General features: G+C 57.0%; 11 protein-coding genes. 8 read left to right on the forward strand and 3 right to left on the reverse strand.

Translation table 11 applies throughout. The annotated features are described in order from the left end of the window. Window positions 1-32 precede the first annotated feature (32 nt). Both RDV48_07520 and RDV48_07525 read left to right on the forward strand, forming a co-directional pair. Window positions 33-296, forward strand: coding sequence for a hypothetical protein (locus RDV48_07520; protein ID MDQ7822624.1), 264 nt, complete (start codon window positions 33-35; stop codon window positions 294-296). Between the two features lie 32 nt (window positions 297-328). Then, a complete protein-coding gene (locus tag RDV48_07525) occupies window positions 329-1,588 on the forward strand; it encodes a tetratricopeptide repeat protein (GenBank protein MDQ7822625.1) in 1,260 nt (419 codons plus the stop codon). 4 nt (window positions 1,589-1,592) lie between these two features. Here the strand turns inward: RDV48_07525 and RDV48_07530 are convergent, their stop codons facing one another. Continuing rightward, window positions 1,593-2,978, reverse strand: coding sequence for an HAD family hydrolase (locus RDV48_07530; protein MDQ7822626.1), 1,386 nt, complete (start codon window positions 2,976-2,978; stop codon window positions 1,593-1,595). Between the two features lie 267 nt (window positions 2,979-3,245). Here RDV48_07530 and RDV48_07535 point away from each other — a divergent pair, with 267 nt between their 5' ends. Then, complete coding sequence (locus RDV48_07535) at window positions 3,246-4,916, forward strand: glycosyltransferase family 39 protein (GenBank protein MDQ7822627.1); 1,671 nt, start codon at window positions 3,246-3,248, stop codon at window positions 4,914-4,916. Here the strand turns inward: RDV48_07535 and RDV48_07540 are convergent. Both RDV48_07540 and RDV48_07545 read right to left on the reverse strand, forming a co-directional pair. Next, window positions 4,888-5,961, reverse strand: coding sequence for an ATPase, T2SS/T4P/T4SS family (locus tag RDV48_07540; protein ID MDQ7822628.1), 1,074 nt, complete (start codon window positions 5,959-5,961; stop codon window positions 4,888-4,890). The two genes, RDV48_07535 and RDV48_07540, sit on opposite strands and share 29 nt — an antisense overlap. A 24-nt stretch (window positions 5,962-5,985) precedes the next feature. Then, window positions 5,986-7,071: a type IV pilus twitching motility protein PilT gene (locus RDV48_07545; protein ID MDQ7822629.1), complete on the reverse strand. Its 1,086-nt coding sequence runs from the start codon at window positions 7,069-7,071 to the stop codon at window positions 5,986-5,988. A gap of 206 nt (window positions 7,072-7,277) precedes the next feature. On the opposite strand from RDV48_07545, the gene yqeC reads away from it, so the two are divergent. The 5 genes from yqeC to RDV48_07570 are packed head-to-tail and all read left to right on the forward strand — an operon-like array spanning window position 7,278 to window position 13,799. After that, complete coding sequence (gene yqeC / locus RDV48_07550; protein MDQ7822630.1) at window positions 7,278-8,204, forward strand: selenium cofactor biosynthesis protein YqeC; 927 nt, start codon at window positions 7,278-7,280, stop codon at window positions 8,202-8,204. Next, window positions 8,134-8,679 carry a nucleotidyltransferase family protein gene (locus RDV48_07555; protein ID MDQ7822631.1) on the forward strand — a complete coding sequence of 182 codons (546 nt, stop codon included), beginning with the start codon at window positions 8,134-8,136 and terminating at the stop codon, window positions 8,677-8,679. The genes yqeC and RDV48_07555 overlap by 71 nt, the downstream gene beginning before the upstream one ends. A 30-nt stretch (window positions 8,680-8,709) precedes the next feature. Then, the gene (gene yqeB, locus RDV48_07560; protein ID MDQ7822632.1) at window positions 8,710-9,516 is read left to right on the forward strand and encodes a selenium-dependent molybdenum cofactor biosynthesis protein YqeB; all 807 of its coding nucleotides are present in this window, start codon (window positions 8,710-8,712) and stop codon (window positions 9,514-9,516) included. Then, entirely contained in the window at window positions 9,513-11,066 is a 1,554-nt protein-coding gene (locus RDV48_07565; protein ID MDQ7822633.1) for a 5'-nucleotidase C-terminal domain-containing protein, read from the forward strand. The genes yqeB and RDV48_07565 overlap by 4 nt, the downstream gene beginning before the upstream one ends. Before the next feature lie 33 nt (window positions 11,067-11,099). Continuing rightward, window positions 11,100-13,799 carry a pitrilysin family protein gene (locus tag RDV48_07570; GenBank protein MDQ7822634.1) on the forward strand — a complete coding sequence of 900 codons (2,700 nt, stop codon included), beginning with the start codon at window positions 11,100-11,102 and terminating at the stop codon, window positions 13,797-13,799.

Consider the following 13,799-nt stretch of genomic DNA (forward strand, 5'->3'; position numbering starts at 1 on the left):
TTATTGATGTCGAGAGCCTCCATGAGGCTCTTTTGATTGTCGGGGTAGAGAAGGAAATAGTGCACAAAAGGCGAATTAGGGAGGGATTATCAAAGAAAGGGTGTGATTATATGCCAGGCGGAGGAATGGGAGGAATGCGCGGGCCCGGCGGCGGTGGCGGCGGCGGTTTTGGAATCTTGTCTTTCTTGGAAGTGATCCTTACCTTGGTGCAGATTGGGGCCTATGGATTCGGCACGTATATTTTCTGGAGAGCCCTTCTCGCCTTTGAGAAATATGTTGAAAAGCTTACCAAATAGGCTTCCCGGGAGACTGATTTTCTGAGGGCACGATGAAATACAAAGCTCGTTATCTCTGCGGTATTTTTTTCTGTGCCCTCTTGTTTTTGGCTTTTTCTCCTGCCTGGGGCCAGGGGGCTCCCGATGATGAGACCCTTTTCCTTGAAGGACAGGCTCTCCAGCGGGCAGGAAAGCTCCAGGAGGCTGCAGGCCGCTACCGGCAGCTCCTTTCCCGCTCACCACGTCATGCAGGCGCTCTCTTCGGCCTGGGCCTTCTCCTGATGGGGAGCGGTGACCTTCAAAAAGCCGATGAGGCCTTCATGAAGCTCCTGGAAGTCGAACCCGAGAACAGGGCAGCCCTGGCGGACCGGGCCATTGTCCTTGCGGAGCTTGGAAACCGCCGGGAAGCGGAAAAGCTTTTCAAAAGAGTTCTTGAGATCTCCTATGATGAGCCCGGCGGCTATAACAACCTCGGCGCCCTTTACCTGGCGATGGGCAGGCTTGACGAGGCGGAAGCGGAATGCACGAAGGCCTTTTCCATGGCCCCTTTGCTTCCCGCTCCGCGGGTAAACCTTGCCCTTATCGCGATGAGAAAAGGCGATCATGGAAAGGCCCTCAAGATTCTCTCGGGCGTAGTGGAGGATTCCCCCGATTTCAGCCCGGCTTTCAACAATACCGCCATCGTGTACCTCACCCGGAAATCCCTTGAGCAGGCCCATGATGCCGTAAGGCAGGCCCTTATCGCCGATCCGGAGAACTGGAAGGCCCGCTATAACCTGGGGGTGCTGCTCTCTCTGATGGGGAGCTTCAATGAGGCAGAACAGGAGCTCAGGAAGATAAAAAGCGGCGATGAGAGGGTGCTGAATGCCCTGGGCACCCTTGCCCTCCAGGCGGGCAGGTACCAGGAGGCCCTGGTGAGCTTTGACGGCGCGCTTGAGCGCAACCCCTCATTCCATGCGGCGCGGATAAACCTGGGTATCCTTTACTACCGGCAGAAAAGATACCGGGAAGCCCGTGAGGAGTTCAGGGCAGTGCTGCTGGCAGAGCCGGAGAATATTCTGGCCCTCAACAATCTCGGGGTGGCGCTGGAAAAGCTTGCACAGTATGATGAAGCCCTCGAGGCATTCAAGAAAGCCCTGGTGGCCGACCCCGAAAACAGCGCTGCCTGTTACAACCTTGCCCACCTTTATGAACTGAGGGGCGACAACAGAAAGGCCGCCGCCCTCTATCAGAAGTACCTCGATGAAAATCCCCGCTCCCAGGACTCCGCGGAGGTGCAGAAGCGCATAAAGGCGCTCTCGAAGGAGAAATAGGGGATCAGGGAAAGAGGCGCAGAAGGTTTCTCAGATCTCCGTTGGTGAGGGTCACATCGGGCTCAACGGGAAAAGACGAGGTTCCCACGTTGGTCTTGAGATAGACGGTCCTGAGGCCGGCAATTTTGGCGGCGTGGATGTCGCCGTGGAGATCGTCGCCGATCATGGCCGTTTCGGCAGGGGGGATCTCGAGCTTCCTGAGGGCGATCTCGTAGATCTGGCGCTCCGGTTTGCTGCAGCCCGCCTCTGAAGAGAGAATGATGAAGTCAAAAAAGCCTGCAAGATGAAGATCCTCAACCTCGGGCACCGTAAAGGCCGCCTGCGCGTTGGTGATGATGCCCATCCTGTATCCTCTCCTCCTGAGCTCCCTGAGGATCCTCCTCGTGTGGGGATAAAGCCTCATGCTTCTTATGGTGAGCGCCCTGAATACAAGCGCCGCTTTCCTGGCGAACTCGCGGCCGAGGTCGCGGCCTGAAAAAAAGTGGAGCGCCTCGCGGAAAACCCTGAGAATATCAACCTCAGGGAATGACATTCTTTGAATGGCGGAGGCATAGAGCTCCTTAGCCCTTCTATGGTAAAAATCATAGAGATCCTCGCCGGAGACGCCGATGCCTTCTATGTTGAGCCACTGCGCCATCTTGTTGAATTCGTCCATGGATTCAAAGCTCTTGAGGTCCACGAGGGTTCCGTAGAGGTCAAAGAGAAGGCCCCTGCATTTCATCAGGTGGGCTTTCGGGATGCTCCATGCGATTTTTTCCCTGTTTCCGCCGCGGGGATCCACATCCCTCCCTTCCAGCACGCAGGGACGGGCCTGTCTTGCCTTGAGGGCTTTCACCAGGTCCGCTTCCGAGCTTATGGGGACAGAGAATTTGGTGGCATAGCGCCCGGGGATGGAAGAGGCGCTTCCTGCAACGGCGCAGAGGCTCGCCTGGTGAGCCAGTTCCAGGTTTTCCCTCAGTGACTCACCCCGGAGCGAGTCATGGAAAACCTCTATGCCGTCAAAGGGCGAGAGGTGCGAGAGAAGGTCCGGTGCCTGGGCTCCCTGGAAGTGCTCCCTGGGTCCCCGGCAGAGTACGACGGCGCCACCGCAGGAATGGACTTTGCGCGAGATCTCAATAGCTGAAGGGGAGCCGGTGAGGGGCTCATTGCAGCCCAGCACCAGGAGGGCTCCCTCATGGCTCTCGATCTGCCTCCCTCCAAGGACCACGAGAGGAAGGCCTGAGACATCGGCCCTGAGGGCCGAGAGAAACCCTTCCGGGAGGGGCGAGGGGCCTGCCACCAGGACAAGGCCGTCAAGCCCCGATATCTTGGCCTCTCCTATGGCCTCGCGGGAAATTTGCGCCGCTTCCCGATCCAAATCCCCTATGAGCACGTGGATATCAATAATCACTCTGGCCTTGTCACCTGTCTCTCTTCATGACCGCGCCCTGCGGGCCTTTTTGACCTGCAGTCAGCGCGGGAACTCCCTTTCCTCCTGAAATTTGACGTGTTCGGGGAAAGTTCCTGTAATCCCGGGATTCACCATTCGAAACCGCCGGGCATCCCTCTCTCCCCCTGGAGTTCCTGCTTTGAGAGGTTTTACCCTGCGCATGCCGAATTTATTGTTCCGCACAGGGCGATCCTGATGGTCTGGCGGATTTCTGCCGCGGAGGGTAGGGTGAGGTTTTTTTCTCTAGTCTTTCACACGATGATGGCCAGGAAGGTGTTCCAGCTCTTTACTTCATGGAAGGAGAGGATTGCGAGGAATCCCTATCCCGTCATCTTTGTCGTGCTTGTGGCCCTCTTTACAGCCCTGAGGATGGCCTGCGCGATGAGGCTTCCGCTGTCGGGAGACGAAGCCTATTATTACCTCTGGTCCAAGATACCGGCCTCGGGCTATTATGATCACCCCCCGATGATTGCCTGGTTTATCGCCCTCTCCACCATGATGGGAAGCCGGGAAGTCCTTATGATCCGCATGAGCTCAGTGGGCGCAGCCTTTCTTTACTCGCTCTTCTTCTATTTCACCGCCCGCCATCTCACGGGCAGCGACAAGACCGCCTTTCTGGCAGGGCTTTTTTTTCTCCTCATCCCCTATCTTGCCATTGATTCAACGATGGTCACGCCCAACGGGCCCCTCATTTTTTTCTGGAGCCTTTATCTTTTTCTGTTAGTGCGGGCCCTCGCTTCGGGGAACAGCACCGACTGGTTTCTCTCGGGCCTTGCCCTTGGAGGTGCCCTCCTCTCAAAGCTCATGGCATTTTTTCTTCCCCTGTCACTCCTCCTCTTTCTCTTTCTCTCAAAAAGGCACCGGCCGCAGCTTGCCCGCAAGGGGTTCTATCTTTCCATGGCAGGTGCCCTGCTGCTATTCTCCCCCTTTCTTATCTGGAATTCCCTCCATCACTGGGAGAACTTTGATTTTCAGCTGGTGGCCCGCCACCATTTTCCCCTCTCGCCCGATCCCGCCTCTTTTGCTAATTTCCTGCTGATGCAGGCCTTTTCCCTGTCGCCTTTCTTTTTCTTCTTCTCCCTCTTTGCCCTTTTCCGCTCACTTCTCGCGGGAGTGCGCGAGGGAAGAGATGACCATCTTTTCTGCGCTTCCTTTTCGCTCCCCATCTTTCTGTTTTTCTTCTCTGTGAGCATGTTTGAGCATGTGGAGATGTATTGGCCCATTGCCGGTGCCCTTACCGCGACCATAAGCGCAGCGCTTCTCGTCGAGGAGATTTTTACAAGGCAGGCGCCGGGCGTCATGAAATATGTGGGGAAAGGCTTTATCATGCTGATGTGTGCCGTCCTTCTCGCTCTTACGGGGCTCCTCTATTTCTGCGCTCTCTCCCCGAAGAGCCTCATGGCCCTCTGTGCAAAGACATCACCGGTAGGGGAAGCGCAGGACCGCGGAAACGGCCTGATTGAGATGTACGCTTACGAGGATCTTGCAGGGCATCTCAGGGAGCTCCAGAAGGCCAGGGGAGGGCCTGAGAAGGTATTCATCATGACGGACAATTACAGCCTTTCAAGCGCTCTCACCTATTACATGGGGGACTATGTGCACATCTACTCGCCATGGAACCTCCAGGGAAGGGAATACCAGAAATGGGAGAACTATCGCGGGCTCGAGGGGATGGATGCCATCTATGTGGACAGGTTTCCCACTTACGAGCGGGAGAACATGGTGGAGCTCTTCTCGCAGAACTTCGAGTCCGTCACCTCAAGTGAGGCCCTGGAGATGAAGAAACATGGGAAGACGGTGAAGATATTTTACCTTACCTTCTGCAGAAGCTTCAAGGGGACCATCACCTGCAAGGCATGCCGGCGTCTTCCTAGAAGGGGAGCGCCAGGATTTTCCTGAGCTCCTCGGGCCGCACTGCCCTGGAGAAGGCTTCTTCCTGGGTGATGATGTTTTTCTTGATCATCGACCTGAGGGTATGCTCCTGGGTGGTCATGCCGGCTTCCCTTCCCGATGAGGCCATAATCTGGTAAATATTGGGAATCTTGCCCTCCTTGAGGAACACTTTGACAGGCGGCGTGGCGATACAGATTTCAAAGGCGGGTATCACGCCGTCGCCTGACACCTTCTTGCAGAGCACCTGGGAGACGCCGGCTTCGAAGCCCACTGCCAGGTAGGTCTTGCATTGATCATGGAGATTCGCCGGGTAGAGGTCTATGATGGTCTCGAGGATCACCTGAACGGAAGGTGCTATGGCGGTGACAAAGACAAGGTAGCCGCCTGCCGCGAGGGTGAGGATGCGGCTTGCGGTCTCGTAGGAGGAGATCTCGTTCACGATGATGATATCGGCGCCAAGATGCTGAATGGAGTCGAGAGCGTCCAGAGGGTTTTTCACGTCGATGCCGACCTCTCTCTGGCAGATAATCCCCTTTTTGTTCTTGAAGAGAAACTTGATGGGGTTCTCCAGGGTGACTATCTTGCAGCTCCTGTTCTCGATGATGTAGTTTATCATCGCGGCGAGGGTGTGGGATTTGCCGCTCCCCTTGGGTCCGCAGATGACCACGAGGCCTCTCTGGACCCTGGTGGAGATGCTCTTGAAGACATCGGGGAGTCCCAGCTCCTCGAAGGTGGGCGGCGCGGGCGGGACAGTCTTTATTATGGCGGAGATGGAGTTGCGCTGCATGAAAATGCTGATGCTGTACCGTGAAAGGCCGGGGACACTGATGGCAAAGTCAATCTCGTTCTTCTGGATGAATTCATTCTTCTGATTGTCATTCATCATGTCGCTGACGAATTTCTTGGTATCGCCGGGGCTCAGGATATTGGCATCGGTAGGCGAGAGATCGCCTGTCTTATCTCTCAGCATGATCGGGCTTCCCGGTACCAGGTGGGCCTCAAGGACCCGTTTCTCCATCATAAGCCTGAAGAGATCCTCATGGGTAAGCATGCTCTTTCTCCCTTTCTCGCTTTTCTAGCGTCCTACAAGGCGGGCAAATTCCTCAGGCACGGCGGCCTTGGCCAGGGCGTCCTCAAAAGTGACAAGCCCCTGGAGGTAAAGGTTCCTGAGGGCCATGTCCAGGGACTGCATCCCGTACTGGGCGCCTGACTGGATGATGTTGGGTATCTGGTGGCTTTTCCCTTCGCGGATGATGTTTCTCACCGCCGGCGTGACAGGCATGATTTCCATGGCCATGACGCGGCCGCTTCCCTTTGCCTTGGGCAGGAGGGTCTGGCAGAGGATGCCCTCGATGGTCACTGAGAGCTGCATCCTGATCTGCTGCTGCTGATGGGGCGGGAAAATGTCGATGACGCGATCTACAGTGGTAGGTGCACTGCTTGTGTGCAGGGTGGCGAAGACGCAATGGCCCGTCTCTGCAGCGGTAATACAGATTTGTGTGGTTTCAAGGTCTCGCATTTCGCCGATGAGAATCACATCGGGGTCCTGCCTCAGCACATGGCGCAGGGCATGGGAGAAAGAGTGGGTGTCGGCGCCCACCTCGCGCTGGCTGATGACGCTGTTCTTGTCCTTGTGGAGAAACTCGATGGGATCCTCTACCGATACGATATGGCACCGGCGGTTCTCGTTGATGTGATTGATCATGGAGGCAAGGGTCGTTGATTTGCCGCTTCCCGTGGGACCCGTGACAAGAATGAGGCCGCGGGGCTTCATGGCAAGATCCTTCAAGAGCGGTGGGAGCTTGAGCTCATCGATGGTGAAGGGCCTTGAAGGGATGACTCTCACGGCCGTGCCCCATGTGCCCCGCTGGAGATAGACATTTATCCTGAAGCGTGAAAGACCCGGGACGCTGTAAGCGAGGTCCAGCTCCTTCTCCGCGACAAAACGTGCTTTCTGCTCATCAGAGAGAATGCTCTCAATCATCCTTCTCACCACGTCGGGAGTGAGCACCTCGTAAGTGACGGGCGTAAGCTCTCCGTCAACCCTGATCATGGGGGCGCTCCCTGTCTTGAGATGGAGATCCGATGCGCCTCTTTCCACCATGATGTGGAGGAGGTCTTCTATGGTCATTTCTTGCGTTATTTCATCATCAAGCTCCATGATCCCACTCCTTAATGATAAAGCTTCTACAGAGAATAATCATTCTTTTTCTATACCCGCCACTCTTTACCTTTTTTTTGCCGCGGAAGATTTTATCATTTCAGGCCGGCCGAGGAAGAGGAGCCCGGCGACCCTGAGAAGAGCGGCACAGGAAAAAGGAGCGCTCCCCCGGCAGGCAGAATCTCAGCAGGAAAGGCTGTTTCGCCATGCCATCAAAGAGCTTTGCCGATATCCTAGAGCTGCATTCAAAAGAGACAATTGCCCTCACCGGGAGCGGGGGGAAAACTCATCTCATGTTTCAGCTTGCCCGGGAGCTTCAGCGTTCGGGGAAAAAGGTCATCACGACGACTACGACGAGGATATGGTACCCTTCGGAGGAGCAGTCGCCTTATGTGGTGACCCTTGACAGGGCCCCCGCAGACCTGGAGGCATTTCTTCAGGGCCTTCTGGCCCGTTATGGCCATATTTCCTTAGGCCTCTGTGAGAAAGAGGGGAAGCTCCAGGGAGTTCCGCCTCCCACCATGGCGGCACTTGCAGCTCTTCCGGGCCTTGACGCCCTTATCTCGGAAGCTGACGGGAGCAGGGGAAAATCCCTGAAAGGTTACAGGGATCACGAGCCGGTTCTTTCAGGGATTGAGACAACGGTTCTGGTGGTCATGGCTCTTGATGTCCTTGGCAGGGAAGTGAGCCACAGGACGGTCCACAGGCCGGAGATTGTCAGGAGCCTCGCGTCAGGGTCGTCATGTATCGATCTGCCCCTTCTCGGCCGTCTCCTTCTCGGGAATGGCGGTTACCTTGAGAGGGCTTCCCAGGGAAAAAGGGTGCTCATCTTGAATAAAATCAGCACCAGGCAGGAGCTTGCAGGGGCCGAGGCCCTGAGAGAAGAAGTGCGCTCCCTGCGACCCCCGGTAGCGGTATTTTTCAGAGGCCCCCTGTTCGGCAGCGATCCGCCGGGGGGCTCCTGGTGCTTCATGAATCCAGATGGCAGGGAGCAGGCATCCAATGGAACAAAAGAGCAGCCTTATCTCGGTGATCCTTCTTGCCGCCGGAGAGAGCAGGCGGATGGGCAGACCCAAGCAGCTTGTCCCCATAGAGGGAAGGCCCATGGTTTCCCAGGCCCTCACAAAGTATGAGGCTTCAGAGGCCGGCGAGGTGATTCTCGTGCTGGGCCACCACCAGGAATCCATCAGGGAAAGCCTTGGGCTCTGTGCTGGCAAGACAAAGGTAGTGGTGAACAGGGAGTACCGTGAGGGGATGGGAAGCTCAATAAGGTGCGGTATGGCGAGCCTTTCACCCCGTTCCGCCGCGGTCCTTGTCGCTCTGGCTGATAAGCCCTTTATTGAGGTGGCCACCATCAACGGGATGATAGGCTTCTGGAGAAAGTCAGAGAGCTCCCTCCTTGTCCCCCTCCATGAAGGGGTGAGGGGGCACCCGGTCCTTTTCTCCAGGTCCCTCTATCCCTCTCTTGCCGCGCTGGAAGGCGACAGGGGGGGGATTTCAGTGATTGAAAGGCATGGTGAGCTGCTGGTGGAATATGTGACCTCTGACAGGGGAGTGCTCATTGACATTGATACGGAAGGGGATTTATGCCTGAAAGGGCAGGGATAACCACAATTTCCCGAGAAGGAGGCGATACCGATGGGGACTCCCCTTGTGGTCATGAGGGGCGGCGGTGACCTGGCAACCGGCGTGGCCCACCGGCTTTTCATGTGCCGCTTCAGGCCGGTGATTCTGGAGCTTCCGGAGCCAAGGATGGTGAGAAGGACCGTGAGCTTCGCGGAGGCGGTCTATGCGGGTGAGTGGACTGTGGAGGGCGTCACGGCGCGCCTTGAAAAGCTTCCCCTGAAAGCCAGGCGCTCCCATATCCCGGTGATCGTCGATCCCGGGGGATTGGCCCTCGGGGAGCTCAGGCCCTCCATCCTCATAGACGGAAGGATGCTCAAGAAAAAGCCCTCGATGTCTCTCGGCGATGCCCCCCTGGTTATCGGGATAGGGCCTGAGATAGAGGCAGGGAGGGATGCCCACGTGGTCATTGAGACACAGCGCGGAATGATGCTTGGAAGGGAATACCGGAAGGGGAAGGCAATCGCCGACACGGGAGTTCCCGGTGAGCTCGAGGGAAGGGCTGCAGAGCGCGTGCTCCGGGCGCCCTGTGACGGTATTTTCAAGCCCTGCGTCGCCATAGGAGACAGGGTGAGCGCCGGTGATGAGCTTGCCCGCGTGGGGAAGGAAGGGCTTCAAGCCTCTTTTGACGGCGTGGTGAGGGGGCTCCTGAAAGAAGGACTTGCGGTGAGAAGGGGGGAAAAACTTGGAGACCTTGACGGCCGCTTCGATGTGGACGTAAGCCTCATCTCCGACAAGGCCCGTGCCATAGGGGGGAGCGTGCTGGAGGCGATTTTCTCGCATTTTCAGTGGACTATTATCAATGACAGGAGGTTATTATGAAAGATTCGCAGACAAGTCACACTATGCACCATATCTCAGCCAGGCTTCTTATCCTGGCGCTCCTGGTTTTCATGGGTGCCTCTGCCGGCAGGGCCCGGGCAGAGAGGCCTGTGAGCTTCGTGATCCTCCATACCAACGATTTCCATGGAAGCCTTCTGCCTCTTGAGGACAGGCGCCTTTCCCAGCAGAGCAAGGTGGGCGGCGCGGCCTTTATCGCCACCAGGGTCAAGGAGCTGAGAAAGAAAAATCCGGGGAAGGTCATCCTCCTTGACGCCGGCGACATTTCCCAGGGCACTCCCATCTCCAATATATTTTTCGGGCAGCCCGTGGCCAAGTACATGAATTACCTGGGCTACGATGCCATGGCCCTGGGAAACCACGAGTTCGACTGGGGAATGAAAAAGCTTGATGAGCAGCTCAGCCGCCTCAGGTTTCCCGTGGTATGCGCCAATCTCGTGCAGAAAGCCAATGGCAGGCCCCTTCCCAGGACGCAGCCTTATGTCGTGGTGACGCGCTCGGGGATGAAAATAGGGATCATCGGCCTTGTGAGCCCCTCGACGCCGCGGATGTGCAACCCTCTCAATATCGAGGGGCTTCAGTTTATCCCGCCTGAGGAGCCGGTGGCAATGTATGCGAAAGCCCTCCGGGACCAGGGCGTGAAGGTCGTGGGAATCCTCTCCCACCTGGGAATTGAAGTGGACAGGCAGCTCGCGCCGAAGCTCGAGGGCATCTCCTTCATCGTAGGCGGGCACAGCCACACGGCCCTGGCCAGCACCGAGGTGGTGAACAACATCCCTATCGTGCAGGCAGGCTATAACGGGAAATACCTGGGCGAGTTCCATTTCACCGTTGACAGAGATACGGGCAGAATGCTCTCATGGACTACTGATCACGCGCTGAACGCCGTCATTGACAAGGAAATCATCCCTGATCCCTCGGTGCAGAAGCTCCTCGAGCCCTATTATGTGAAGGTAAAGCCACTCATGGAGAAAGTGGTGGGGCGCGCCGAGGTCGATCTCCTCAATGTGGCACCCAAGGGATATGGAGATACAGTCCTTGGGAACGTGGTCACTGACGCGGTGAGGGAAAAATACGGCGCCGACGTGGTGCTTTACAATACGGAAGGCGTAAGGGCCCCTATTTACAAGGGCATTGTGACCAGGGGAGCCATATTTACCGTCCTTCCCTTTGACAATTACATCGTGACCCTGGAGCTTACAGGAAAACAGATCCTTGACGCCATAGAGTTTTTCATCACCAATCCCAAGTATGTGCAGGTTTCGGGCATGACCTTCACTTACGACAGGAATAAGGAGAAGGGCGAGAGGGTCATTGATCCTGTCATCGGCGGCTCCCCTCTGGTGAAAGAGAAGAAGTACCGTTTTGCCACCGTTGATTTTCTCTATTATACCACCGGCGATTTCGAGGGCCTCAAGGAGGGCAGGAACTTTACCTTCGGAGGGGTGGCACGGGATGTCCTCGAGGAGTATGTGAAGAGGCACAAAACCATCACGGCCCCTCAGGGAAACCGCGTGAGGATAGTGAAGTAGCACCGCAATGAGGGAAAGAAAGGGGAACATCCAATGAAACATGCTGTCAGAGTGCTCGTGCTCTCTCTCATTCTGCTGTTCCTTGGTGATGCCGCCCGGGGCGCCCCCGCTGCTGAGAAGACGGTGAAAGCGACCCTCAGGAACGGCCTGACCGTTATTGTGAGAGAGGATCACTCTGCGCCTGTGGCTGCGCTCTTTGTGATGTACCGCGTGGGATCGCGCAACGAGAAACTTGGCACCACGGGGATCTCTCACCTGCTGGAGCATATGCTGTTCAGGGGGACCAGGCACTATCCCGAGGGGACCATCACCAGGATCCTTGATGTGCTGGGTGCCGAATACAATGCCTTCACCACCTACGATGTGACAGGCTATTATGAGACGCTCCCCGTCCATGGACTCCCGACGGCGCTCGCCATCGAGGCCGACAGGATGACCGGCACCATCATCGACGGCAAAGCCCTTGTCAAGGAGAAGACGGTGGTGCTCTCAGAACTGGAGGGAGACGAGAACTCGCCCCTGGAGATCCTGGGGAACGAGGTGCAGGCCCTCCACTTTGAGGCTCATCCCTATATGTGGCCCGTAGGCGGCTTCAAGAGCGACGTGGCAGGCCTTACCAAGGATGATGTGACGGCCTATTACAGAACCTACTATTCGCCTCGCAACGCGGTGCTCACCATTGTGGGAGACGTGAAGGCGAAAGAGGCCCAGGCTCTCGTGGAGCGTCATTTCGGGAGCCTCCCTCCAGGGCCTCTGGTGCCCAGAGTCCGCGCCACAGAGCCTCGGTCCATGGGGGAGAAGCGCGTGACTGTCAAAAAGGAGGGGACGACCTCCTATGTGGAGCTGGCCTTTCCCGCTCCCCCGGTAAAGAGCGGGGATATGCATGCCCTTGCCGTCGTTGACGCGATCCTCGCGGGGGGGAAGAGCTCACGGCTTTACAGGGCTCTTGTGGAGCGCGGGCTTGCCTCAAGCGTGGGCGCTTCCCTCTGGGAAAACGTCGATCCCGGCATGTACTCGATAGTGGCAGCGGTAGCTCCCGGGAAGTCCCCTGAGGAAGTGGAAAAGGCCATTCTTGATGCGCTGGAGCGCTTTCAGAATGAGCCTCTCAGGCCCCGGGAGCTTGAAAAAGCGGTGAACGGCGTAAAAGCTTCTTTTTACCGGGCACGGGAGAGCACGACCACCCAGGCGGAATACCTTGCATGGTACGAGGCAATCTATACGTACCGGTACTTTGACGATTTTCTCGAGGGGGTAAAGCGCGTGAGTGAGCCGGAAGTGAAAAAGGCAGCTCTGCGCTACCTTGATCCCGCCCTGAGGTCCTCCGGTCTCTACTGCGCCCGGGGTAATATCGGCGGCCAGGACGGGACTTCCCGGGAAGGGAAAAAACATCTTCGCTATGCGGCACACACTCCCCTCGAGAAGAGCTCAGGCCAGGGGAAGGCCCTGGAGGGCAGCGGAAAGCACACGGAATCAAAGGGAAAATTTCCCTTCTCCCGCGTGGTGCTCCCCAATGGACTCGTTCTCATCGTGAAGGAGAACCATGCCATTCCCACGGTGACCTTAGGCGGCTACATCCGGACCGGCAGCATTGCCGATCCTTCCGGGAAGGAAGGGCTCTCGTACCTCACAGCTTCAATGCTCGAGAGGGGGGGGGCTTCGGGCACCTTCCACGAGATTGCTGATGAGACCGACCTCAAAGGTATAAGCATCTCCTTTCAGGGAGAGCGTGAGGTGACAAGGATCTCTGCCTGGACCCTCAAGGAGCACCTGGCCAGGACAGTGGAGCTGCTTTCCCTTGAGGTGTCGGCTCCCTTATTTCCCGCGGAGGAATTCGAGAAAGTGCGCCATGAGGTGGAGGCTCAGCTTGAAAAGCAGGCCGACAACCCTCAGTCCCAGGCCCAGATCGCCTTCCGCGAGCTGCTTTACCCTGAGGGCCATCCTTACCGCGCCAATGTAAAGGGATACAAGGAGACCCTCAGGAATATCACCAGGGAGGATCTTGAAGCTTTCCACAGGACCTGGTACCGCCCCGACAGGACTGTCATTATTCTCGTAGGAGACGTGACTCCGGGCGAGGCGAAGGCGCTTGTGGAAAAGCACTGGGGAAGCTGGAACGCAGCCGGAGAGGCACCGCCCCTCTCAATTCCTTCCGTGGCAGATCCTGCCGCATCCCGGACAAAAGTGATTCCCATGAAGGGAAAATCCCAGGTCTCAGTGGTGCTGGGGAGCATCGGCCTGGCCCGCCGCTCCCCTGACTATTACGCCTTTGAGCTTCTCAATGCCATCCTGGGCGGCAATACGCTCACAAGCCGCCTTGGGAAGGAGCTGAGGGGAAAGCGCGGCCTGGTATACGGTGTCTTCAGCTTCCAGGTTGAGGGCACCGGCAGGGCGCCATGGCTGGTCATGTATGGGACCCATGAAAAAAATGTTGCCCCATCCCTTGGGGCGGTCAAAAAGGTCATTGAGGAAATGCAGAACAAGCCTGTCGGCGACAGGGAGCTCCAGGAGGCGAGAAGCACTCTGGTGAACGGTTTCGCCGTCGCACTCAAGACAAACAGCAGGATGGCCGAGGTGCTTGCCGATATTGAATATTTCGGTCTTGGCGCCGATTATGTCGAGCGCCTTCCCCGGCTTTACGGAACCATTAGTGCCCGGGACCTCATGAAGGTGGCGAGAGAGTACATTCATCTTGACCGGAGTGTCACGGTCATGGCAGGAACTTCCAAGGAGTAA

The sequence above is a fragment of the Candidatus Eremiobacterota bacterium genome (genome assembly GCA_031082125.1).
In the GTDB taxonomy this organism is placed as follows: Bacteria; Vulcanimicrobiota; CADAWZ01; order CADAWZ01; family Ess09-12; genus Ess09-12.

Coding starts and splice junctions, on each gene's coding strand:
- RDV48_07525 (MDQ7822625.1), top strand. CDS start 329: ATGAAATACAAAGCTCGTTATCTCTGCGGTATTTTTTTCTGTGCCCTC.
- RDV48_07540 (MDQ7822628.1), bottom strand. CDS start 5,961: ATGCTTACCCATGAGGATCTCTTCAGGCTTATGATGGAGAAACGGGTC.
- RDV48_07545 (MDQ7822629.1), bottom strand. CDS start 7,071: ATGGAGCTTGATGATGAAATAACGCAAGAAATGACCATAGAAGACCTC.
- yqeC (MDQ7822630.1), top strand. CDS start 7,278: ATGCCATCAAAGAGCTTTGCCGATATCCTAGAGCTGCATTCAAAAGAG.
- RDV48_07555 (MDQ7822631.1), top strand. CDS start 8,134: ATGGGCAGACCCAAGCAGCTTGTCCCCATAGAGGGAAGGCCCATGGTT.
- yqeB (MDQ7822632.1), top strand. CDS start 8,710: ATGGGGACTCCCCTTGTGGTCATGAGGGGCGGCGGTGACCTGGCAACC.
- RDV48_07565 (MDQ7822633.1), top strand. CDS start 9,513: ATGAAAGATTCGCAGACAAGTCACACTATGCACCATATCTCAGCCAGG.
- RDV48_07570 (MDQ7822634.1), top strand. CDS start 11,100: ATGAAACATGCTGTCAGAGTGCTCGTGCTCTCTCTCATTCTGCTGTTC.